The sequence below is a fragment of the Pseudomonas sp. ICMP 10191 genome, from assembly GCF_001467335.1.
Classification (GTDB): domain Bacteria; phylum Pseudomonadota; class Gammaproteobacteria; order Pseudomonadales; family Pseudomonadaceae; genus Aquipseudomonas; species Aquipseudomonas cerasi.
The window spans coordinates 144,859-166,623 of sequence record NZ_LKGW01000013.1 but is presented as its reverse complement, the minus strand read 5'-3'; the positions used below and the strand labels follow the sequence as shown (position 1 = coordinate 166,623).

Annotated in this window: 18 protein-coding genes; 1 reads left to right on the top strand and 17 read right to left on the bottom strand. The window is 58.9% G+C overall.

The features are described from left to right. Window positions 1-12 precede the first annotated feature (12 nt). Together fghA and AO388_RS03010 are read right to left on the bottom strand one after the other, a co-directional pair. Window positions 13-858, bottom strand: a complete 846-nt coding sequence (fghA, locus tag AO388_RS03015) for an S-formylglutathione hydrolase (protein ID WP_003364809.1) — start codon at window positions 856-858, stop codon at window positions 13-15. A 96-nt stretch (window positions 859-954) separates the two neighbouring features. Next, on the bottom strand, window positions 955-2,067 hold the full coding sequence (locus AO388_RS03010; RefSeq protein WP_003391047.1) for an S-(hydroxymethyl)glutathione dehydrogenase/class III alcohol dehydrogenase: 1,113 nt from the start codon (window positions 2,065-2,067) through the stop codon (window positions 955-957). Window positions 2,068-2,171: 104 nt separating this feature from the next. Here AO388_RS03010 and AO388_RS03005 point away from each other — a divergent pair, with 104 nt between their 5' ends. Beyond that, window positions 2,172-3,068, top strand: coding sequence for a LysR family transcriptional regulator (locus tag AO388_RS03005; RefSeq protein ID WP_003433355.1), 897 nt, complete (start codon window positions 2,172-2,174; stop codon window positions 3,066-3,068). On the opposite strand, the gene ispD is transcribed toward AO388_RS03005, so the two are convergent. The 15 genes from ispD to bamA form a co-directional block, all read right to left on the bottom strand. Continuing rightward, window positions 3,028-3,786, bottom strand: coding sequence for a 2-C-methyl-D-erythritol 4-phosphate cytidylyltransferase (gene ispD, locus AO388_RS03000; RefSeq protein ID WP_003433358.1), 759 nt, complete (start codon window positions 3,784-3,786; stop codon window positions 3,028-3,030). The two genes, AO388_RS03005 and ispD, sit on opposite strands and share 41 nt — an antisense overlap. A 13-nt stretch (window positions 3,787-3,799) precedes the next feature. Next, window positions 3,800-4,078 (bottom strand): cell division protein FtsB, encoded by a 279-nt coding sequence (ftsB, locus tag AO388_RS02995; protein WP_003314315.1) that lies wholly within the window; start codon window positions 4,076-4,078, stop codon window positions 3,800-3,802. A 190-nt stretch (window positions 4,079-4,268) separates the two neighbouring features. Further along, complete coding sequence (gene eno, locus AO388_RS02990) at window positions 4,269-5,555, bottom strand: phosphopyruvate hydratase (protein ID WP_003339565.1); 1,287 nt, start codon at window positions 5,553-5,555, stop codon at window positions 4,269-4,271. A 139-nt stretch (window positions 5,556-5,694) separates the two neighbouring features. After that, entirely contained in the window at window positions 5,695-6,540 is an 846-nt protein-coding gene (gene kdsA / locus AO388_RS02985) for a 3-deoxy-8-phosphooctulonate synthase (RefSeq protein WP_003314314.1), read from the bottom strand. A gap of 14 nt (window positions 6,541-6,554) precedes the next feature. Continuing rightward, window positions 6,555-8,186, bottom strand: a complete 1,632-nt coding sequence (locus AO388_RS02980; RefSeq protein WP_003364819.1) for a CTP synthase — start codon at window positions 8,184-8,186, stop codon at window positions 6,555-6,557. Window positions 8,187-8,449: 263 nt separating this feature from the next. Further along, window positions 8,450-9,787, bottom strand: coding sequence for a tRNA lysidine(34) synthetase TilS (gene tilS / locus AO388_RS02975; protein ID WP_058416024.1), 1,338 nt, complete (start codon window positions 9,785-9,787; stop codon window positions 8,450-8,452). A gap of 135 nt (window positions 9,788-9,922) precedes the next feature. After that, a complete protein-coding gene (gene accA / locus AO388_RS02970) occupies window positions 9,923-10,870 on the bottom strand; it encodes an acetyl-CoA carboxylase carboxyl transferase subunit alpha (protein ID WP_003364825.1) in 948 nt (315 codons plus the stop codon). Window positions 10,871-10,998: 128 nt separating this feature from the next. Beyond that, the gene (gene dnaE / locus AO388_RS02965) at window positions 10,999-14,520 is read right to left on the bottom strand and encodes a DNA polymerase III subunit alpha (protein WP_003433366.1); all 3,522 of its coding nucleotides are present in this window, start codon (window positions 14,518-14,520) and stop codon (window positions 10,999-11,001) included. Between the two features lie 68 nt (window positions 14,521-14,588). Beyond that, entirely contained in the window at window positions 14,589-15,242 is a 654-nt protein-coding gene (rnhB, locus tag AO388_RS02960; RefSeq protein WP_058416034.1) for a ribonuclease HII, read from the bottom strand. A gap of 11 nt (window positions 15,243-15,253) precedes the next feature. Further along, the gene (lpxB, locus tag AO388_RS02955) at window positions 15,254-16,396 is read right to left on the bottom strand and encodes a lipid-A-disaccharide synthase (RefSeq protein WP_003364834.1); all 1,143 of its coding nucleotides are present in this window, start codon (window positions 16,394-16,396) and stop codon (window positions 15,254-15,256) included. A 2-nt stretch (window positions 16,397-16,398) separates the two neighbouring features. Continuing rightward, a complete protein-coding gene (gene lpxA, locus AO388_RS02950) occupies window positions 16,399-17,175 on the bottom strand; it encodes an acyl-ACP--UDP-N-acetylglucosamine O-acyltransferase (RefSeq protein ID WP_003364836.1) in 777 nt (258 codons plus the stop codon). Further along, on the bottom strand, window positions 17,172-17,612 hold the full coding sequence (gene fabZ, locus AO388_RS02945) for a 3-hydroxyacyl-ACP dehydratase FabZ (RefSeq protein ID WP_002554719.1): 441 nt from the start codon (window positions 17,610-17,612) through the stop codon (window positions 17,172-17,174). The genes lpxA and fabZ overlap by 4 nt, the downstream gene beginning before the upstream one ends. A gap of 109 nt (window positions 17,613-17,721) precedes the next feature. After that, complete coding sequence (gene lpxD, locus AO388_RS02940) at window positions 17,722-18,777, bottom strand: UDP-3-O-(3-hydroxymyristoyl)glucosamine N-acyltransferase (protein WP_003364838.1); 1,056 nt, start codon at window positions 18,775-18,777, stop codon at window positions 17,722-17,724. A gap of 2 nt (window positions 18,778-18,779) precedes the next feature. Continuing rightward, window positions 18,780-19,283, bottom strand: a complete 504-nt coding sequence (locus AO388_RS02935; RefSeq protein ID WP_003364839.1) for an OmpH family outer membrane protein — start codon at window positions 19,281-19,283, stop codon at window positions 18,780-18,782. Window positions 19,284-19,328: 45 nt separating this feature from the next. Then, window positions 19,329-21,704: an outer membrane protein assembly factor BamA gene (gene bamA, locus AO388_RS02930; RefSeq protein WP_003433375.1), complete on the bottom strand. Its 2,376-nt coding sequence runs from the start codon at window positions 21,702-21,704 to the stop codon at window positions 19,329-19,331. Between the last annotated feature and the right edge of the window lie 61 nt (window positions 21,705-21,765).

Genomic DNA, 21,765 nt, shown 5'->3' with positions numbered 1-21,765 from the left:
CTTTGGCGCGCGTTAGCTGTTCAAGGCTGCAGCGTGATGCCTGAGATGGTCTTCGATGAAGCTGGCGATGAAGAAATAGCTGTGGTCGTAACCTGGCTGCATGCGCAGGGTCAGCGGGTAATCCGCAGCCTTGGCCGCCTGAACCAGCACCTCGGGTTTGAGCTGGTTGACCAGAAAATCATCACGATCGCCCTGATCGACCAGGGTCGGCAGTTTTTCGGACGCCTGCGCAATCAGCACGCTGGCATCCCACTCGCGCCAGCGAGAACGGTCTTCGCCCAGATAACGGGAGAATGCCTTTTGCCCCCAGGGGCAATCGATCGGATTACTGATCGGCGAAAACGCCGACACCGAGCGATAGCGGCCAGGATTGCGCAATGCGCAGACCAGCGCGCCGTGACCGCCCATCGAGTGGCCGCTGATACTGCGCACCTGCGACGCCGGGAAATGCCCCTCGATCAGCGCCGGCAGTTCCTTGACCACGTAATCATGCATTTGGTAATGCCGCGCGTAAGGCTGCTCGGTAGCGTTAAGGTAGAAGCCCGCGCCCTGACCGAAGTCCCAGGCGCCGTCAGGGTCATCTGCCACGTCGGCACCGCGCGGACTGGTATCAGGCGCCACGATGATGATGCCCAGCTCGGCTGCCAGTCGATGGGCCGCTGCTTTCTGCATGAAGTTCTCATCCGTGCAGGTCAGGCCGGACAGCCAGTACAACACCGGCAGTTTGCCGCCCTGCTCCGCCTGTGGCGGCAGGTAGACGGCAAACACCATGTCGCAACCGAGCACTTGAGAATGATGCTTGTAGCGCTTGTGCCAGCCGCCGAAACTCTTTTGGCAGGAAATATTTTCCAAAGGCATAGGGTTTCCTCCAGTTGCAGGCGTCAAGCCTCAGGCTGCAGGCATGGACCAGAGCATCCTGCTTGCTGCTTGAAGCCGAGCGCCTGCCGCTGCTCCTTAAAAATGAATGACCGTGCGGATGCTTTTGCCTTCATGCATCAGGTCGAATGCCTTGTTGATGTCTTCCAGGCCCATGGTGTGGGTGATGAACGTATCCAGCGGGATTTCACCGGTCTGCGCCATGTCCACGTAGCTTGGCAATTCGGTACGACCACGCACGCCACCAAATGCCGAACCGCGCCAGACGCGCCCGGTCACCAGCTGGAACGGACGAGTAGCGATTTCCTGACCGGCACCGGCCACGCCGATGATGACCGACTCGCCCCAGCCCTTGTGGCAGGATTCCAGCGCTGCACGCATCAGTTGCACATTACCGATGCACTCAAACGAGAAGTCGACGCCGCCATCGGTCATGTCGACAATGACTTCCTGGATCGGACGGTCGAAATCCTTCGGGTTGACGCAATCAGTCGCGCCCAGCTGTTTGGCGATTTCGAACTTGGCCGGGTTGATGTCGATGGCAATGATTCGAGCTGCCTTGGCTTTGACCGCACCGATCAATGCCGAAAGGCCAATACCGCCCAGGCCGAAGATGGCCACGGTATCGCCAGGCTTGACCTTGGCGGTGTTGAGCACCGCACCGATACCGGTGGTGACACCGCAACCCAGCAGGCAGACCTTTTCCAGCGGTGCCTGCTTGTCGATTTTGGCCACCGAGATTTCCGGCAGTACGGTGTACTCGGAGAAGGTCGATGTGCCCATGTAGTGGAAAATCGGCTCGCCCTTGTAGGAAAAGCGCGTGGTGCCATCCGGCATCAGGCCCTTACCCTGAGTGGCACGAATCGCCTGACACAGGTTGGTCTTGCCCGAGCGGCAGAACTTGCACTGACGGCATTCCGGGGTGTACAGCGGAATCACGTGGTCGCCGACCATCACCGAGGTCACGCCCTCTCCCACCGCTTCGACAATCGCACCGCCTTCGTGACCGAGGATCGACGGGAAAATCCCTTCAGGGTCAGCCCCGGACAGGGTGTAGGCATCGGTGTGGCAGACGCCGGAGGCTACTACTCTGAGCAGCACTTCTCCCGCCTTGGGCATGGCGACATCGACTTCAACGATCTCCAATGGCTTTTTGGCTTCAAAAGCGACAGCAGCGCGCGACTTGATCATCAATCTTCTCCGACGGGTAAAAACAAGGATTGCAGTGTAGTACAGTGCCAATTGACGAGTAATGCGGCTAAAAGCAAAACATTAATGCTGTACAGGGATAATCGATGTACACCAATCGCTGGGAAGGTCTGGATGAGTTCGTTGCCGTTGCAGAATGCGGGCAGTTCACGGCGGCAGCTCAGCGGCTCGGGGTCTCCTCGTCGCATGTGAGCCGTCAAATCGTTCGTCTTGAAGAGCGCCTGCAGACCCGTCTGCTCTACCGCAGCACACGCAAGGTCGCGCTGACGGAAGCCGGGCAAACCTTTCTGCACCACTGCCAGCGCCTGCAGGACGGCCGCGAAGAAGCTCTGCGCGCCGTGGGCGATCTGGCCAGCGAACCGAAGGGTTTGTTGCGCATGACCTGCGCGGTGGCCTATGGCGAGCGCTTCATCACGCCGCTGGTCACGCGTTTCATGGACGTTTACCCGCACCTGCGGGTCGATATCGAGCTGAGCAACGACACGCTGGACCTGGTTCATGAAGGCATGGACCTGGCGATTCGGCTTGGCCGGTTACAGGACTCGCGTCTGGTCGCGACCCGCCTCGCGCCACGGCAGATGTACCTGTGCGCTTCGCCGTCCTACATCGAGCGTTACGGCAGACCGCACAGCCTTTCGGAACTGAATCGCCATAATTGCCTGATAGGAGGCAGCGATACCTGGCAGCTTCAGCAGAACGGGCGTGAGTTTTCCCAGCGTGTACAAGGCAACTGGCGCTGTAACAGCGGCCAGGCCGTGCTGGATGCCGCGCTGCACGGAGTCGGTTTGTGTCAGTTGCCGGATTACTACGTGCAGAAACATCTCAACGACGGCACGCTGGTTTCATTGCTGGAGGCGCATCAACCGCCTAACACTGCAGTATGGGCGCTCTATCCGCAGCAAAGGCACCTGTCACCCAAGGTGCGCAAGCTGGTGGATTATCTTAAGGAGGGGTTGGCGATGAGGGATGAGTATCGCCAGTAGCGGAAACCTGGCGCCCGAACTTGCTGCGGCGCTGGCGCAGCCACTCCAGGTCTTCGGGACGCGTGACCTTGATGTTGTCGGAACGTCCCTCGATCAGGCGTGGCGACTGCCCCGCCCACTCGATGGCCGATGCCTCATCGGTGATGCTGACGTTAGAGACCAGGCTGTCCGCCAGGGCGCGATGCAGGGCACCAAGACGAAACATCTGCGGCGTGAAGGCTTGCCAGATCAGGCTGCGATCCACTGTTTCCAGCACGCGACCGCTGCTGTCGGCACGTTTGAGCGTGTCGCGGGCCGGCACGGCCAGCAGGCCGCCGACAGGGTCATCGGCCAGTTCGCCGAGCAGATTGTCCAGATCGCTGCGCGCCAGGTTCGGACGCGCAGCGTCATGAACCAGCACCCAGTCATTGTCACTGGCGCCCTGCGCATGCAGGTGCAGCAGCGCATTGAGTACCGAGCCTGAGCGCTCGCTGCCGCCGTCCACGCGCTGAATGCGAGTGTCATGCGCGCAGGGCAATGCAGCCCAGTAAGGGTCGTCCACAGCCAGACTGATCACCAACCCCTTGAGCCGGGGATGATCGAGAAAGCAAAGCAGGCTGTGTTCCAGAATTGTCAGGCCGCCCAGTGGCAGGTACTGCTTGGGACGGTCGGCTGCCATGCGAGCACCAATGCCCGCTGCAGGTATCACTGCCCAGAAGGCAGGAAGAAAGTCTTTCATCGCACCAACTTGATTATTGCGCGAGCTGGTAAAGGGTTTCGCCGTCCTTGACCATGCCCAATTCATGTCGGGCACGCTCTTCGACGGTTTCCAGACCTTTTTTCAATTCCATGACCTCGGCATCAAGCACGCGGTTGCGCTCCAGCAGCACCTGATTTTCAGCATGCTGGTCGGCAATCTGCTGAGTCAGGCTGGCCACTTGCGCAAGGCTTCCGTTACCGACCCAAAGGCGGTACTGCAAGCCAGCCAGCAACAGGAGCAGGACGAGGAACAACCAGTTAGGACTGCGCATTGAAATATCAGGTACCCAGTAAAAAAGACAGCAGAGCCAACGTGAACAACAAACGACTGAGGGCATTGAGCCTGACATAAGCCAGGCTCAATCACTCCAGATTACCGCGGAGCGTCAGCATCGGAGCTGCACGGGCAAGTCAGGGGACTCGAATCCGTGCAGCACTCTGCGTCTTTTTACCATCTATGGCTCAGCCGCGAAACTCGGCACGACCACGATACACAGCCTTGGAGCCCAATTGCTCCTCGATGCGCAGCAATTGGTTGTACTTGGACACGCGGTCGGAGCGGCACAGCGAACCGGTTTTGATCTGACCGGCAGAGGTGCCCACAGCCAGGTCGGCAATGGTCGAATCTTCGGTCTCGCCGGAACGGTGAGAGATGATCGCCGTGTAACCGGCAGCCTTGGCCATCTGAATGGCTTCCAGGGTTTCGGTCAGCGTGCCGATCTGGTTGAACTTGATCAGGATCGAGTTGGCGATCTTCTTGTCGATGCCTTCCTTGAGGATCTTGGTGTTGGTCACGAACAGGTCGTCACCCACCAGCTGGGTTTTCTCGCCGATCTTGTCGGTGAGGATTTTCCAGCCATCCCAGTCGGACTCGTCCAGACCGTCTTCGATGGAAATGATCGGGTGCTTGCGAGTCAGCTCGGCAAGGTATTCGGCGAACTCGGCAGAGCTGTATTCGCCCTCTTCGCTCAGTTTGTACTTGCCGTTCTTGTAGAACTCGCTCGCTGCGCAGTCCAGCGCCAGGGTCACGTCGGTGCCCAGCGTATAACCCGCATTGGCAACAGCCTCGGCGATAGCGTCGAGCGCTTCCTTGTTGGATGCCAGGTTAGGCGCGAAGCCACCTTCGTCACCCACTGCGGTGTTCAGGCCACGCGCCTTGAGGACCGCCTTGAGGTGATGGAAAATCTCGGTGCCCCAGCGCAGGCCTTCAGCGAAGGACTTGGCGCCGACAGGCTGGATCATGAATTCCTGGATGTCGATGTTGTTATCGGCATGCTCGCCACCGTTGATGATGTTCATCATCGGCACCGGCATGGAGTACACACCCGGGGTGCCATTGAGGTTGGCGATATGCGCGTACAGCGGCAGGTCCTGATCCTGTGCCGCCGCCTTGGCAGCTGCCAGGGAGACCGCGAGGATGGCGTTTGCGCCCAGGCTTGCCTTGTTTTCGGTGCCGTCCAGCTCGATCATCGCGTGATCCAGCGCCTTCTGGTCGACCGGATCCTTGCCCAGAAGCAGGTCACGGATAGGGCCATTGATGTTGGCCACAGCTTTCAGAACGCCCTTGCCCATGTAACGGCTCTTGTCGCCATCACGCAGCTCCAGCGCTTCGCGCGAGCCGGTTGAAGCACCGGACGGCGCGCAGGCGCTGCCGATGATGCCGTTATCGAGGAGCACATCTGCTTCCACGGTGGGATTGCCACGGGAGTCGAGAACTTCACGACCTTTGATGTCGACGATTTTTGCCATTGTTGTAAACACTCCAAGATTGACGAAAACGACGCAGCTGGGAAAACAATGCTCGCAATCAGACGCAGGAAAAGGCAGGTCTGAATGCGACAACCCCGTCACGGATGACGGGGAACGGCACTTTACCGGAGAACCCTGTTCAAGCGGTCTCTACGATCGGAAAACTCTTTACAAGTTCATCCAGGGACTTGAGTTGGGCCAGAAACGGCTCGAGCTTGTCCAGACGCAGGGCACATGGCCCGTCGCATTTGGCGTTGTCAGGATCCGGATGGGCTTCAAGGAACAGACCGGCCAGATTCTGACTGATACCGGCCTTGGCAAGATCCAGCACCTGGGCGCGGCGCCCGCCCGCAGAATCGGAACGACCGCCCGGCATCTGCAGGGCATGGGTCACGTCGAACAGGATCGGGTACTCGAACTGCTTCATGATGCCAAAGCCAAGCATGTCCACGACCAGATTGTTGTAACCGAAGCTGGAGCCCCGCTCACAGAGAATCAACTGATCGTTCCCCGCCTCTTCGCACTTGGTCAGGATGTGTTTCATTTCCTGGGGTGCAAGGAACTGGGCTTTCTTGATGTTGATGACTGCACCGGTTTTCGCCATCGCGACGACCAGATCGGTCTGCCGCGACAGGAAAGCCGGCAGTTGAATGATGTCGCAGACTTCGGCCACCACGGCGGCCTGATGAGGCTCGTGAACATCGGTGATCAGCGGCACGTTGAAGGTGCGCTTGATCTCTTCGAAAATACGCATGCCTTCTTCAAGGCCCGGCCCACGGTAGGAGTTCACCGAAGAGCGGTTGGCCTTGTCGAAGCTGGCCTTGAACACGTAAGGGATACCGAGCTTTTCGGTGACCTTTACGTATTCTTCACAGACCTGCATGGCCATATCCCGGGATTCGAGTACGTTCATGCCGCCGAACAGCACCATTGGCTTGTCGTTGGCGATCTCGATCGAACCTACGCGGATGATTTTCTGAGCCATGTCTGCAGTCCCTGTCAGGAATTTTTCTGATGTTGAGCCAATGCCGCCTTGACGAAGCCGCTGAACAGCGGATGACCGTCACGGGGCGTTGAGGTGAATTCCGGGTGGAACTGGCAAGCGACGAACCATGGATGATCCGGTGCTTCGACCACTTCAACCAGTGCGCCATCGCCCGAGCGGCCGGAGATCTTCAGGCCCGCCTCGATCAGTTGCGGCAACAGGTTGTTGTTCACTTCATAGCGATGACGATGACGTTCGACGATCACGTCCTTGGTGTAGCAATCGTGGACCAGCGAACCGGCTTCAAGCTGGCACTCTTGCGCGCCCAGACGCATGGTGCCGCCCAGATCGGAGCTTTCGGTACGGGTTTCGACTGCACCGGTGGCGTCTTCCCATTCGGTGATCAGACCCACTACAGCGTGTGCGCTGGTACGGTCGAACTCGGTGGAGTTGGCGTCTTTCCAGCCCAGCACGTTACGCGCGAACTCGATGACCGCGACCTGCATGCCCAGGCAGATGCCGAGGTACGGAACCTTGTTCTCACGGGCGAACTGAACGGCAGTGATCTTGCCTTCGACGCCGCGCAGACCGAAGCCACCCGGAACCAGGATCGCGTCCACGCCTTCCAGCAGGCCGGTGCCCTGGTTTTCAATGTCTTCAGAGTCGATGTAGCGCAGGTTGACCTTGGTGCGATTGGTGATACCGGCGTGGCTCATGGCTTCGATCAACGACTTGTAGGCGTCGAGCAGCTCCATGTACTTGCCGACCATCGCGATGGTCACTTCGTGTTCCGGGTTGAGCTTGGCGTCGACGACCTTGTCCCATTCGGACAGGTCGGCACCACCACATTGCAGACCGAAGCGCTCGACCACAAAATCGTCCAGGCCTTGCGAATGCAGAATGCCCGGGATCTTGTAGATGGTGTCCGCGTCTTCGAGGGCGATGACCGCACGCTCTTCGACGTTGGTGAACTGAGCGATCTTGCGACGCGAGGAAACGTCGATCGGGTGATCGGAGCGGCAGACCAGCACATCAGGCTGCAGGCCGATGGAGCGCAGTTCCTTCACCGAATGCTGGGTCGGCTTGGTCTTGGTCTCGCCGGCAGTAGCGATGTACGGCACCAGCGTCAGGTGCATCAGCATTGCGCGGCGTGCGCCGACTTCGAAACGCAACTGGCGGATGGCTTCAAGGAACGGTTGGGACTCGATGTCGCCTACGGTACCGCCGATCTCGACCAGCGCCACATCGGCATCGCCTGCACCCTTGATGATACGGCGCTTGATTTCATCGGTGATGTGCGGGATGACCTGAATGGTCGCGCCCAGGTAATCACCACGGCGCTCTTTGCGCAGGACGTGCTCGTACACACGGCCGGTGGTGAAGTTGTTGTTCTGGGTCATGGTGGTGCGGATGAACCGCTCGTAGTGACCAAGGTCCAGGTCGGTCTCGGCGCCGTCGTGAGTGACGAACACCTCACCGTGCTGGAACGGGCTCATGGTGCCTGGGTCCACGTTGATGTAGGGATCCAGTTTGAGCATGGTGACCTTGAGTCCCCGCGCCTCCAGGATGGCCGCCAATGAAGCCGAGGCAATGCCTTTCCCCAATGAAGAAACAACACCGCCCGTGACGAAGATGTAGCGCGTCATGAAAAACCCTAGAAGTCTGCGTTAAAGCGGTCAGAGCCGCCGGGGATAGCGAAGGAAGGCCGAAGCCCCCGATTACCGACAAAATTCACGGTGCACTCCCGAAACTGCTGCGTTGAAACCGACCGGCCGAAGCCAGTGTGGTGTGCGCTACATTTTAAGAATTACCCAGTAAATACTGGTTGGTAACCGGCAACTCATGTCGTTTCAAAAGAACCGACAGAAGCTGTATCAAGAAGGGAGCGTAGTCTACCTGAAAGGGCCTTTCAGCTCAAACTTTGGTCGCCGGTCGGCGCAACCCAGCGCAAACGCCAGTTTTCATTGGGCGAACCGTCCAGTCCAGGCAGGTTGGCGACGGCCAGCAGCACGTTATCGAGGTAGAGCAGCGGCAATCTGCCGCGCAGAAACGCCGGTACTGACTGCTCGTTGAGCAGGCGCTTGAGATCACGGCTGCCACGCCCGTCCAGGCGTAACACTTCACCGCCCTGCCGATAGCGGACTTGCAGACACCCCGACGGCGCCTCGCCTTCCAGAACCACGCGGCCATTGCCGGGCAAGTCCAGCGCCACACCAGGGTCCGTCCAGTCCATTGCCTGATGACAGAGCCGCTCCCAGGCAGCCGGCACCCACCAGATGCAGCCCTGCGCCCTGTGCAACGTTCCATCGGCGAGCCGCCACAGCGGACCCGTGTCCTGCGCCGCATCGCGCAACGCCTCCCAGCCAGCCCAGTGATCGGTGTCCGGCAGACGCGTCAGTGGCGCAAGCCAATGACGCACTGCATTGCGCTGCCGGGCTGCGGACAAAGCGGCAATCGGCCCGAGACTCAACACCGGCAGGCCAACCCAGCCGAACGACGTAGCCGCCTGAGCATTGGCAATATCCTGCAGCGCAAGCTCATCGAGCAATTGCTGCGCTTCGCCGAGGTGGTGTGCGGTACGTGCCAGGCTGGCGGCTGCCTGCGGCCATCTGGAGGTCAGCAACGGCAGTACCTGATTGCGCAGAAAATTGCGCGAAAACTGCTGATCGTCATTGCTGGGATCTTCGATCCAGTTCAGTCCATGTCGACGCGCGTAATCTTCCAGTTGCATACGCGATACATCCAGCAGCGGCCTCAGCAGATGCCCACGGCCCAGCACCCGCTGATCGGGCATGGCAGCCAGACCACGCACGCCTGCGCCGCGCAGCAGACGGAACAGCAGGGTCTCGGCCTGATCATCGCGATGCTGCCCGGTCAGCAGCACCTCACCCTCACCCAGCCGCTCAGTGAAGGCGCCGTAACGCGCCTGACGGGCAGCCTGCTCGAGACTTGCAGCGGGCTCGACCTGAACGCGAACAGACTCGAATGCCACGCCGAGCGCCTTGCAGACCTGCTGACAATGCTCTGGCCAGGCATCGGCAGCGGTCTGCAGACCGTGGTGCACATGGATTGCGTTGAGCGCAGGCAGGGTTTCGCGGCCGGCGAGTTCAGCCAGAAGATGCAAAAGCACGGTTGAGTCGAGGCCGCCGGAGAAACCGACATGCCAGACAGGCGCATTGCGCCAGGGGGCCAGAACTTGAAGAAGCCTGACAGAAAGATCATGACCGGCGCGTGATGGAGTGGTCATGGGTGTTTTTCACCGGTCTGGCGGGTTCGCACACTAAACGCTTCAGTGCTCAAGCCAGTCCTTTCGCGAACAGGTTCGCTCCCACGCCTTCCGGGCAGAAGCCCGCAAGACGTGGAAGCAATCGGGCGACGCAGCTTACAGACCGTAGCTCATCAAGCGGTCATAACGGCGGGCCAGCAGCTCATCGTTATCGAACTCCTTGAGCATCGCCAACTGACTGCTCAACTCTTCGCGAATCAAGGCAGCGGCGGCGACCGGATCACGATGCGCGCCACCCAGTGGCTCGGCGATGACCTTGTCGACGATACCCAGGCCTTTCAGGCGGTCAGCGGTGATGCCCATGGCTTCAGCAGCATCCGGTGCCTTCTCGGCGGTTTTCCACAGAATCGACGCGCAGCCTTCCGGAGAGATTACCGCGTAGGTCGAATACTGCAGCATGTTCAACTGGTCGCATACGCCAATCGCCAGCGCACCACCGGAACCGCCTTCACCGATAACAGTAGCGATGATCGGGGTCTTGAGACGGGCCATCACACGCAGGTTCCAGGCAATTGCCTCGCTCTGGTTGCGCTCTTCCGCGTCGATACCAGGATAAGCGCCCGGCGTATCGATAAAGGTCAGGATCGGCATCTTGAAGCGCTCGGCCATTTCCATCAGGCGGCAGGCCTTGCGATAGCCTTCGGGGCGCGGCATGCCGAAGTTGCGACGAACCTTCTCGCGCACTTCCCGGCCTTTCTGATGACCGATAACCATGACTGGCTGGTTGTCGAGACGGGCAATACCGCCGACGATCGCCGCATCATCGGAGAAATGACGATCACCGTGCAGCTCATCGAACTCGGTAAAGATGTTTTCGATGTAGTCCAGCGTGTAGGGACGACGCGGATGGCGCGCCATGCGCGCGATCTGCCAGCTGGTCAGGTTGCCGAAGATGCTTTCAGTGAGCGTCTTGCTCTTGTCTTGCAGCCGGGAGATCTCGTCGCCGATGTTCAGCGAGTTGTCATTACCCACCAAGCGCAGTTCTTCGATTTTGGCCTGCAAGTCAGCGATAGGCTGTTCGAAATCAAGAAAATTCGGGTTCATAGGCATCCGTCTTGGGTCGACGGCCAAGAGGCCGGCCGGTTGATCCGTCTGCGCCGTTCCTGTTCGGAACCGGCGCGTTCAGGTCGAAATTAAAATTCAGGGTTGAGCGCAAGTCGAGCCTGCGACGTTCAACGATACTGGAGAAAGACGTTCTCACGTCCGAACTGGTCACGCAGAGCTTGAATCAAGCTGTCCGCAGGATCAATCCGCCATGCTTCTCCCAATTGCAGCAATGCGCGGGCGTCCTGCCCCGTGTAGTCCACCGTGATCGGACAGGCACCGCGATGGCGCTTGCACAGATCGCCCAGCCAGCGCAGCCGGTCGCCCTTGAGCGCTTCGGCACGCACCGTCACACGCAGGCTCTCGGCCAGATTGGTGCGGGCATCCTCGATACTCATGACACGCTTGGCCCGCAGGCGCAGCCCGCCGGAGAAGTCATCATTACTGACTTCGCCCTCGACCACCACCATAGCATCGGTCTGCAACAGTGACTGAGCCGAGTGAAACGCTTCGGCAAACAGCGACGCCTCGATGCGCGCCGAGCGATCGTCCAGGGTAATGAACCCCATCTTGTCGCCCTTCTTGTTCTTCATGACGCGCAGGGCAATGATCAGGCCTGCGACCGTCTGGGTGTCTCTTGCGGGCTTGAGATCGATGATCCGTTGCCGGGCGAAACGGCGGATCTCGCCTTCATATTCATCGATCGGGTGCCCGGTCAGGTACAGCCCCAGGGTTTCCTTTTCACCACGCAGACGATCCTTGAGGCTCAGCTCACGGGTCTTGCGATGATTCGCATAAACATCGGCGTCCGCTTCGACGAACAGGCCGCCGAACAGGTCCGAGTGACCACTGTCGCGACTGCGCGCTGTCTGCTCGGCAGCCTGAATGGCCTCTTCCAGCGCCGCAAGCAACACCGAACGGTTACGATCGATATTGGCCTGATAAGCTTTGGGCTCGAGTTCGAAGTACGGCCCGAGACGATCCAGCGCACCGCTGCGAATCAGGCCATCCAGCGTTCGCTTGTTGACGCGCTTGAGGTCGACGCGGGCGCAGAAGTCGAACAAGTCCTTGAACGGCCCGTTCTGGCGCGCATCGGTAATCGCCTCGACCGGCCCCTCGCCTACGCCCTTGATCGCGCCAAGGCCATAAAGAATGCGGCCATCGTCACTCACCGTGAACTTGAACTCCGAGGTGTTCACGTCCGGCGCGTCGAGGCGCAGCTTCATCGTGCGCACTTCTTCGATCAAGGTCACGACCTTGTCGGTGTTGTGCATATCCGCCGATAACACCGCCGCCATGAACGGCGCCGGGTAGTGAGTCTTCAACCAGGCAGTCTGGTACGACACCAGCCCGTAGGCCGCGGAGTGGGACTTGTTGAAACCGTAACCGGCGAACTTTTCCACCAGGTCGAAGATGTTACCGGCCAGGTCCGGGTCGATGTTATTGGTCTTGCAGCCATCGATGAAACCACCGCGCTGCTTGGCCATTTCCTCGGGCTTTTTCTTGCCCATTGCGCGACGCAGCATGTCCGCACCGCCAAGGGTGTAACCGGCCATGACCTGAGCGATCTGCATCACCTGTTCCTGATACAGGATAATGCCGTAGGTCGGTGCCAGTACCGGCTTGAGGCCTTCGTACTGGTAATCGACGTGCGGATAGGACAGCTCGGCGCGACCATGCTTACGGTTGATGAAGTCGTCCACCATGCCCGATTGCAGCGGGCCGGGGCGGAACAACGCCACCAGTGCGATCAAGTCTTCCAGACAGTCGGGCTTGAGCTTTTTGATCAGCTCTTTCATGCCGCGCGACTCGAGCTGGAACACCGCCGTGGTCTCGGCGCGCTGCAGCAACTGATAGGTCGGCATGTCGTCGAGCGGGATGAACGCGATGTCCAGCGGTTCTTCGTTGACCTTGGCGCGGTCGCGGTTGATGGTCTTGAGTGCCCAGTCGATGATGGTCAGGGTACGCAGACCGAGGAAGTCGAACTTCACCAGCCCCGCAGCCTCGACATCGTCCTTGTCGAACTGGGTCACCAGACCGTCACCGGCCTCATCGCAATAGATCGGCGAGAAGTCGGTCAGCTTGGTCGGGGCAATCACCACACCACCGGCGTGCTTACCGACGTTACGCACAATGCCTTCGAGCTTGAGCGCCATCTCCCAGATTTCCGCAGCTTCCTCATCCACCTTGAGGAAATCGCGAAGAATCTCTTCCTGCTCGTAGGCTTTTTCGAGGGTCATGCCGACTTCGAACGGGATCATCTTCGACAGACGATCCGCCAGCCCGTAAGACTTGCCCTGCACACGCGCTACGTCACGCACCACCGCCTTGGCGGCCATGGAACCGAAGGTGATGATCTGGCTCACCGCGTTGCGACCGTACTTCTCGGCCACATACTCGATCACCCGGTCACGACCATCCATGCAGAAGTCGACGTCGAAGTCGGGCATGGAGACCCGTTCCGGGTTCAGGAAGCGTTCGAACAGCAGGTCGTATTCCAGCGGGTCGAGGTCGGTGATCTTCTGCACATAGGCAACCAGCGATCCGGCCCCCGAACCACGACCCGGCCCCACCGGTACGCCGTTGCTCTTGGCCCACTGGATGAAGTCCATCACGATCAGGAAGTAACCGGGGAAGCCCATCTGGATAATGATATCCAGCTCGAAATTCAGCCGATCGACATACACCTGACGCCTGGCTTCGTAATCTTCGGTCGTGTCCTTGGGCAGCAGGACTGCAAGACGCTCTTCGAGACCGTCGAAGGAGACCTTGCGGAAATACTCATCGATGGTCATGCCATCGGGAATCGGGAAGTTGGGCAGGAAGTGCGTGCCCAGCTTGACGTCGATGTTGCAGCGCTTGGCAATCTCGACGGTGTTTTCCAGCGCTTCCGGCAGGTCGCTGAACAGCTCGGCCATTTCTTCCGGGCTTTTCAGGTATTGCTGATCGCTGTAATTGTGCGAGCGACGCGGGTCGTCCAGCGCACGGCCTTCACCGATGCATACGCGGGTTTCGTGGGCTTCGAAATCGGCCTGTTTGATGAAGCGCACATCATTGGTCGCCACCAACGGCGCGCCGTGACGCTCGGCCAGGGCCACCGCAGCGTGCAGGTGTTCTTCGTCATTGGCGCGGTTGGTACGCTGCACTTCGATGTAGAAGCGGTCAGGAAAGACTTCCAGCCACTCGCGCAACAGTTCGTCGGCCTCCCCCGGATTGCCGCCGAGCAAAGCCATGCCGATCTCGCCTTCCTTGGCCGCGGAAAGCGCAATCACGCCTTCGCTGGCCTGCGCGACCCACTGGCGCTGAATGACGATCTGACCGTTGCGCTGGCCTTCGATAAAGCCTCGGGAAATCAGCTCGGTCAGGTTGCGGTAGCCCTGGGCATTCATGGCCAGCAGGCTGATGCGGCTGAGCGCGGCATCTTCGTCCCTGCCTGCCAGCCATAGGTCGACGCCACAGATCGGCTTGATGCCGGAGCCTTGAGCGGCCTTGTAGAACTTGACCAGCGAACACATGTTGTTCTGGTCGGTCACCGCCACGGCGGGCATGTTCATGCCGGTCAGCGCCTTGATCAACGGCTTGACCCGGACCAGACCGTCAACCAGAGAATATTCGGTGTGCAGGCGTAGATGAACGAAAGAAGCCGGCATGGTGATCCTATAAAACGCGAAAATACAAAAAACGAAGGGCAGGATTGTAGCTGGCCCGGAGTGAAACGTCAGTCCTGCAGCAAACCGGCTGACAACGGAAGCGAGCCGCCGAGCATCAGCGTGGCGCGCGCTTCATGGGCTGCACGCACCGGAGCGAAGGAACGCCGATGAATGGGCGTAGGCCCAAGCCGGGCCAGTGCTTCCAGATGCACCGGCGTAGGATAACCCTTGTGCCCACCGATGCCATAACCCGGATAGATGAGTTCAAACGCCGCCATTTCCCGGTCCCGGCTTACCTTGGCGAGAATCGATGCGGCGGCGATGGCGGGTACCTTGGAGTCACCCTTTACCACCGGCGCCGAAGGCACCGACAACTGCGGGCAGCGGTTGCCGTCGATAAGCGCCAGTCTGGGCGTGATACTCAACCCTTCGACGGCGCGCTGCATGGCCAGCATCGTGGCGTGCAGGATATTCAACTGGTCGATCTCTTCGACTTCAGCCCTGGCGATGAACCAGCACAGGGCTTTCTCCTGAATTTCGACGTAGAGCTTTTCGCGCCTGGCTTCGGTCAGTTTCTTAGAGTCATTGAGACCGAGAATGGGCCTGGTCGGATCGAGAATGACGGCGGCGGTTACCACTGCACCGCACAGCGGACCGCGACCCACTTCATCGACACCCGCCACCAGGTCCTCGACGAGGGTAAAATCCAGACCTGTTTGCATCATGGGCGACCTCACAGTGAAGGCGACCGTCCGAGCAGGCTCAATACCGCATCGGCGGCCTGATTGGACGCATCGCGGCGCAGAACCCGGTGAATAGCGTCAAAACCGGCGGTTTGCTCGCGACCGTCTTCGATCAATGGCAGCAGCGTACGCGCCAGGGCTTCTGGCGTAGCGTCGTCCTGCAGCAGTTCAGGCACCAGCAGACGCTGGGCCAGCAGGTTCGGCAGCGACACATAAGGGCTCTTGACCATTCGCTTGAGTATCCAGAAGGTCAGCGGCGCCAGGCGGTAGGCAACCACCATGGGACGCTTGTAAAGCAGCGCTTCCAGGGTCGCCGTGCCGGAGGCGATCAGTACCGCATCGCAGGCGGCCAGAGCAACGTGCGACTGGCCGTCGAGCAGCGTGACGGGCAAATCACGACCCTGCAGCAACTGTTCCACCTGAGCCCGCCGCTGCGGGCTGGCGCACGGCAGTACGAAGCGCAGGCCCGGGCGCCGGGCAAGCAACAGTTCGGCCGTGTCGAAAAACAATGCGCCCAGACGCCCCACTTCACCGCCCCGGCTGCCCGGCATCAATGCCACAACCGGCGTATCCTGCGCGAATCCCAGGCCAGCGCGAGCACCTGCACGATCGGACTCCAGGGGGATGGTGTCTGCCAGCGGATGCCCGACGAAGCGCACCGGTACGCCCTGCTCTTCGTAGAAACGCGCCTCGAACGGCAACAGGGTCAGCATCAGATCACAGCCTTCACGAATCTTCAGCACACGCTTCTGGCGCCAGGCCCAGACTGAGGGGCTGACGTAGTGCACGGTCTTGATGCCGGCGCGACGCAGCTGAAGTTCGATATTGAGCGTGAAATCAGGGGCGTCGATGCCGATGAAGACGTCCGGCTTTTCAGTGATCAGGGTCTGGACCAGCAGCTTGCGCCGGGCCAGCAGCTCGCGCAGTCGCCCGAGCACTTCAACCAGCCCCATCACCGACAGGCGTTCCATCGGGAAGAAGGACTGCATGCCTTCGGCTTCCATCAACGGACCACCGACACCAATGAAGCGGATATCGGGATGGCGCACCTTGAGGGCACGCATCAAACCGGATCCGAGGATATCGCCGGATGCTTCACCCGCGACCAGAGCGATACAGAGTGGACTGGTCATGATTAGCGAATGATGCCGCGAGTCGACGTCTGAATGGACTGAAGAAATATGGCCACTTCAGGAAACTGCGCCGCAGGCTCTGCCAGATCGGCCAGCGCCTGGCCGATGGTCAGCCCCTGGCGATAAACCGTCTTGTAGGCTCTGCGCAGCGCATGAATGGCTTCTTCGGAGAAACCCCGACGACGCATGCCCTCGAAGTTCATGCTGCGCGCCTCGGCCGGATTGCCAAACACCGTGACGAACGCAGGTACATCCTTGCCGATCGCAGTGCCCATGCCGGAGAAGCTGTGCGCACCGATATGGCAGAACTGATGGACCAGAGTAAAGCCCGACAGGATAGCCCAGTCATCCACATGAACATGGCCTGCCAGGGCGGTGTTGTTGACCAGAATCACGTGGTTGCCGATCACGCTGTCGTGCCCGATATGGGCATAGGCCATGATCAGGTTGTGATCACCCAGCGTGGTTTCGGCACGGTCCTGAACGGTCCCGCGGTGAATGGTCACGCCTTCGCGGATCACGTTGTGATCGCCGATGACAAGGCGGGTTTCCTCGCCCTTGTATTTCAGATCAGGCGTGTCTTCACCCACCGATGAAAACTGGTAGATACGGTTGTGCTTGCCGATTCTGGTTGGCCCCTTGAGGACAACGTGAGGACCGACAACTGTACCCTCGCCAATTTCCACACCGGGTCCGATGATCGACCAAGGGCCGACCTCAACATTGTCGGCCAGAACGGCCGTCGGATCGATGATTGCGCGAGGGTCAATCAAACTCATAGTTTGCGTTCCGCACAGATGATTTCGGCAGAGCAGACTGCCTTGCCATCAACGGTAGCCTTGCATTCGAACTTCCAGATCTGACGTTTGCTGCTCAGGAACTTCGCCTCAAGAACCAGTTGGTCGCCCGGCAGGACCGGCTGACGGAAACGCAGTTTGTCCGAGCCCACGAAATAATAGAGCGTGCCGTCCGAAGGCTTGGAGTCGAGCATCTTGAACGCAAGAATACCGGCAGCCTGCGCCATCGCTTCGATGATCAGCACGCCGGGCATGATGGGATGCTCGGGAAAGTGACCGTTGAAGAAAGGCTCATTGACGCTGACATTCTTGTAGGCGCGAATGTTCTTGTTCTCGATATCCAGCTCGGTCACGCGATCCACCAGCAGGAACGGGTAACGATGAGGCAGGTATTCGCGAATTTCTTTGATGTCCATCATTTCGAGGGGAAGCCTGTAGTAAAGATTAGGAGTGCGTCGCGACTGCGCAGCACCCCTCTACATCAAGGAGGCAGTTTATCGACTGAGCACGCTTGATATTAAAAAGGTATCAGCCATCAGATGAGCGATTATCAGCGCAGGTCACCGTCTCTATGGCCTTTTCAAGCTTTTGCAGACGTCGCGCCATATCATCGATTTTGCGCAGACGAGCTGCACTCTTGCGCCACTCGCCGGCCGGCTGCATGGCCGTACCGGACGAGTAGGAACCCGGCTCGGTAATGGAATGCGTCACCATCGTCATGCCGGTGATGAAAACACCATCACAAATCTCGATATGCCCTACCAGACCAACACCACCAGCAAGCATGCAATGCTTGCCGATTTTAGTGCTTCCGGAAATGCCGACACACGCGGCCATCGCAGTGTGGTCGCCAATCTGAACGTTGTGAGCAATCTGAATCTGGTTATCCAGTTTCACGCCATTGCCAATGCGTGTGTCAGCCAGTGCACCGCGATCGATCGCCGTATTAACACCGATCTCGACGTCATCACCCACGGTGACGCCGCCGATTTGTGCGATTTTCTGCCAGACACCCTTTTCATTGGCAAAGCCGAAACCTTCACCGCCCAGCACAGCACCCGACTGAATGACCACACGCTTGCCGATGCGCACATCGTGATAAAGCGTCACACGGGGTGCCAGCCAGCCGCCTTCACCGATCTCGCAGCGAGCGCCGATGAAGCAGTGCGCACCGATGGTGACACCTGCTGCAATGCGCACACCGCTCTCGATGACGGCAAAAGCGCCAATGCTGGCGGCAGGATCAACCAGTGCATCCTCGGCAATCAAGGCCGTCGGATGAACGCCTGCGCTGCTTTTGGGCTTGGGATCGAAAAAATGCGAAATACGGGCATAAGCCAGATAAGGATCCGGGACCAATAGCGCATCTCCGGTGTAGCTGTCGGCATCTGCGGGCTTGAGCAGCACGGCAGCAGCCTGGGCATCGACCAGGAATTGACGGTATTTGGATTTTGCCAGAAAACTGATTTGACCAGGGCCAGCCTCTTCTAAAGAGGCCAGCCCGGTGATGTCCTTGTCCTTGTCGCCACGTAACGTGGCACCAAGGAACTCGGCCAACTGACCGAGTTTGATGGTTATGCTCATGGTTACTTCAGCTGGTTCATGCGCTCGATGACCTGACGAGTCACGTCATACTGAGGCTTGACGTCGATCACCGCACCGCGCTCGAAAACCAGGTCGAAACCACCTTTCTTGATGACTTCTTCTACAGCCTGATCCAGCTTCGGCTTCAACTGCTTGAGCATTTCACGGTCAGCAACTGCCTTGGCTTCGTTCAGTTCCTTGGACTGGAACTGGAAGTCGCGGGCCTTTTGCTTGAATTCAAGCTCCAGACGCTCGCGCTCAGGCTGAGCCATCTTGTCGCCACCGCTGACCAGACGATCCTGGATACCCTTGGCGCTGCTTTCCAGACTTTTCAGCTTGGTCAGTTGCGGACCGAATTTTTTCTCGGCATCGACAGCGTATTTCTTCGCAGCGTCAGATTCCAGCAAGGCCATCTGATAGTTCAGTACCGCAATTTTCATGTCGGCGAATGCAGGGCTTGCGACCAGTACGGTTGCCAGCATTACCAGTTGAGTCAACTTACGCACAATACAACTCCTACAAAATTCGTTGCGTTATCAAAGATCAGACGCTTAGAAGGTCTGACCCAAGGAGAATTGGAAAACCTGCGTTTCGGCTTCGTCGTCCGGCTTCTTGATCGGCATCGCCAGAGCGAAGCTCAGCGGGCCGAGTGCGGTGATCCAGGTGACGCCGATACCCACAGAGCTAGCCATGCCGGAAAGGTCGATGTCGTTACATTCGACTTTCTTGCCTGACGAGCTTGTTCTGGTCGAGTCGCACTTGGTATCGAAGACATTACCCACGTCCCAGAACACAGACGTACGCAGCGAGCGCTGATCCTTGACGAATGGCAGCGGGAACATGACTTCTACACCACCCTGAACCAAGGCGTTACCGCCGAACGGCAGTGGATCCTGATCCGGGTCCGCCAATGTACCTGGCTTGGAACCATTACTAGGCGTACTGCGTGGACCAAGAGTGCTGTCCTTGAAGCCACGTACCGAGTTGAAACCGCCCGCGTAGTAGTTCTCGTAGAACGGCAGACCCGAGGTCGAACCGTATCCGTCACCGTAACCCAGCTCGGTGTGCAGACGCAGGGTGTAGTTATCGGTGATCGGATGGAAGTACTGAGCACGGTAATCCAGCTTGAAGAACGACAGGTCGCTGCCCGGCAAGGTGGATTCGAACACGAGGCTTTGCGAATGACCACGGGTCGCCAGAACGCCCTTGTTCAGAGTCGATTCAGACCAGCCAACCGAGCCCTTGAAGTTCAGGTACTTGTCGCCTTCCTTCTCGACGAAGTCAAAAATCTCGTCAACGGTGTACTTGCCGGTCTTGATTTCGTCCTGCTGGACGGTCAAGCCGTAGGTCAGGCGCGAAGTCTCGCTGATCGGGTAGCCGAGGTTGATACCGGCACCCAGGCTGTCAACCGCATAGCTTGCAACATCAACGTCGAGGTCATCGTAGTTGGTGGTGCGGTAGAACGCGCTGTAACCCAGGCTGACACCGTCCGGCGTGTAGTACGGATCGACGTAGCTGAAGTTGTAACGGCTCTGGTATTCGCTGCGGGTCAGACCGATGCTGACCTTGTTACCAGTACCCAGGAAGTTGTTCTGGCTGATCGAACCACCGAGGATCAGACCGGCGCTTTGCGCGAAGCCGACGCTGGCGGTGATCGAGCCGGACGCCTGCTCTTCAACGGCGTAGTTCACATCGACCTGATCGTCGGTGCCTGGAACAGGTGGCGTCTCGACGTTGACTTCCTTGAAGAAGCCCAGACGATCCAGACGGGTTTTCGACTGGTCGATCAGGTAGGTCGATGCCCAGCCGCCTTCCATCTGACGCATTTCGCGACGCAGCACTTCGTCTTCCGACTTGGTGTTGCCGCGATAGTTGATACGGTTGACGTAGGCACGCTTGCCCGGGTCGACGACAAAGGTGATATCGACCGTGTGGTCTTCGTTGTTCGGCGTCGGCACGCCGTTGACGTTGGCGAAGGTATAGCCTTCGTTACCCAGACGACGGGTGATCAGTTCGGACGTCGTGGTCATGACCTTGCGCGAGAAGACCTGGCCCGGCTGCACCAGCAACAGGGATTTGACCTGGTCTTCAGGGACCTTGAGGTCACCGCTCAGCTTGACCGACTTGACGCTGTACTTCTCGCCTTCGTTGATGTTGACCGTGATGTACACGTTCTTCTTGTCAGGCGTGATAGACACCTGGGTCGAGGCGATATCCATGTTGATATAGCCGCGATCGAGGTAGTACGAACGCAGACGCTCAAGGTCACCCGACAGCTTTTCACGGGCGTACTTGTCATCATTCTTGAAGAACGACAGCCAGTTGCTGGTCTTGAGCTCGAACAGGTCGGTCAGGTCTTCATCGGAGAAGACAGTGTTGCCCACCACGTTGATGTGTTGAATGGAGGCTACGGTGCCTTCATTGATGTTGATCTTCAGGCCTACGCGGTTGCGCGGCTGAGGAACGACCTCGGCGTCAACCTCGGCAGAGTAACGGCCTTGGGCAACGTATTGACGTTGCAGCTCGTTACGCACACCTTCGAGGGTTGCACGCTGGAAAATCTCACCTTCGGCCAGACCGGACTGTTTCAGCCCCTTCATCAGGTCCTCGGTGGAAATGGCCTTGTTACCCTCGATTTCGATACTCGCAACCGAAGGGCGCTCGACGACATTGATGACGAGCACGTTGCCGTCGCGACCCAGCTGGATATCTTGAAAGAAACCGGTTTTAAACAGCGAACGGGTAGCATCGACCAAACGACCATCGTCCGCCTGCTCGCCTACGTTCAGCGGCAATGCACCAAAGACACTGCCGGCGGATACCCGCTGCAGGCCGTTGACACGGATATCGGAGATGGTGAAGGACTCGGCGTGAACTTCAGCGATCATCAGTGCGGAAAGAACCGCAGTTAGCAGCAGACGTTTCATGAAGTCCTTTCTTATTCCAACTGGCAATAAACAAACTGCCGCAAAATGCGGCAGATTCGCA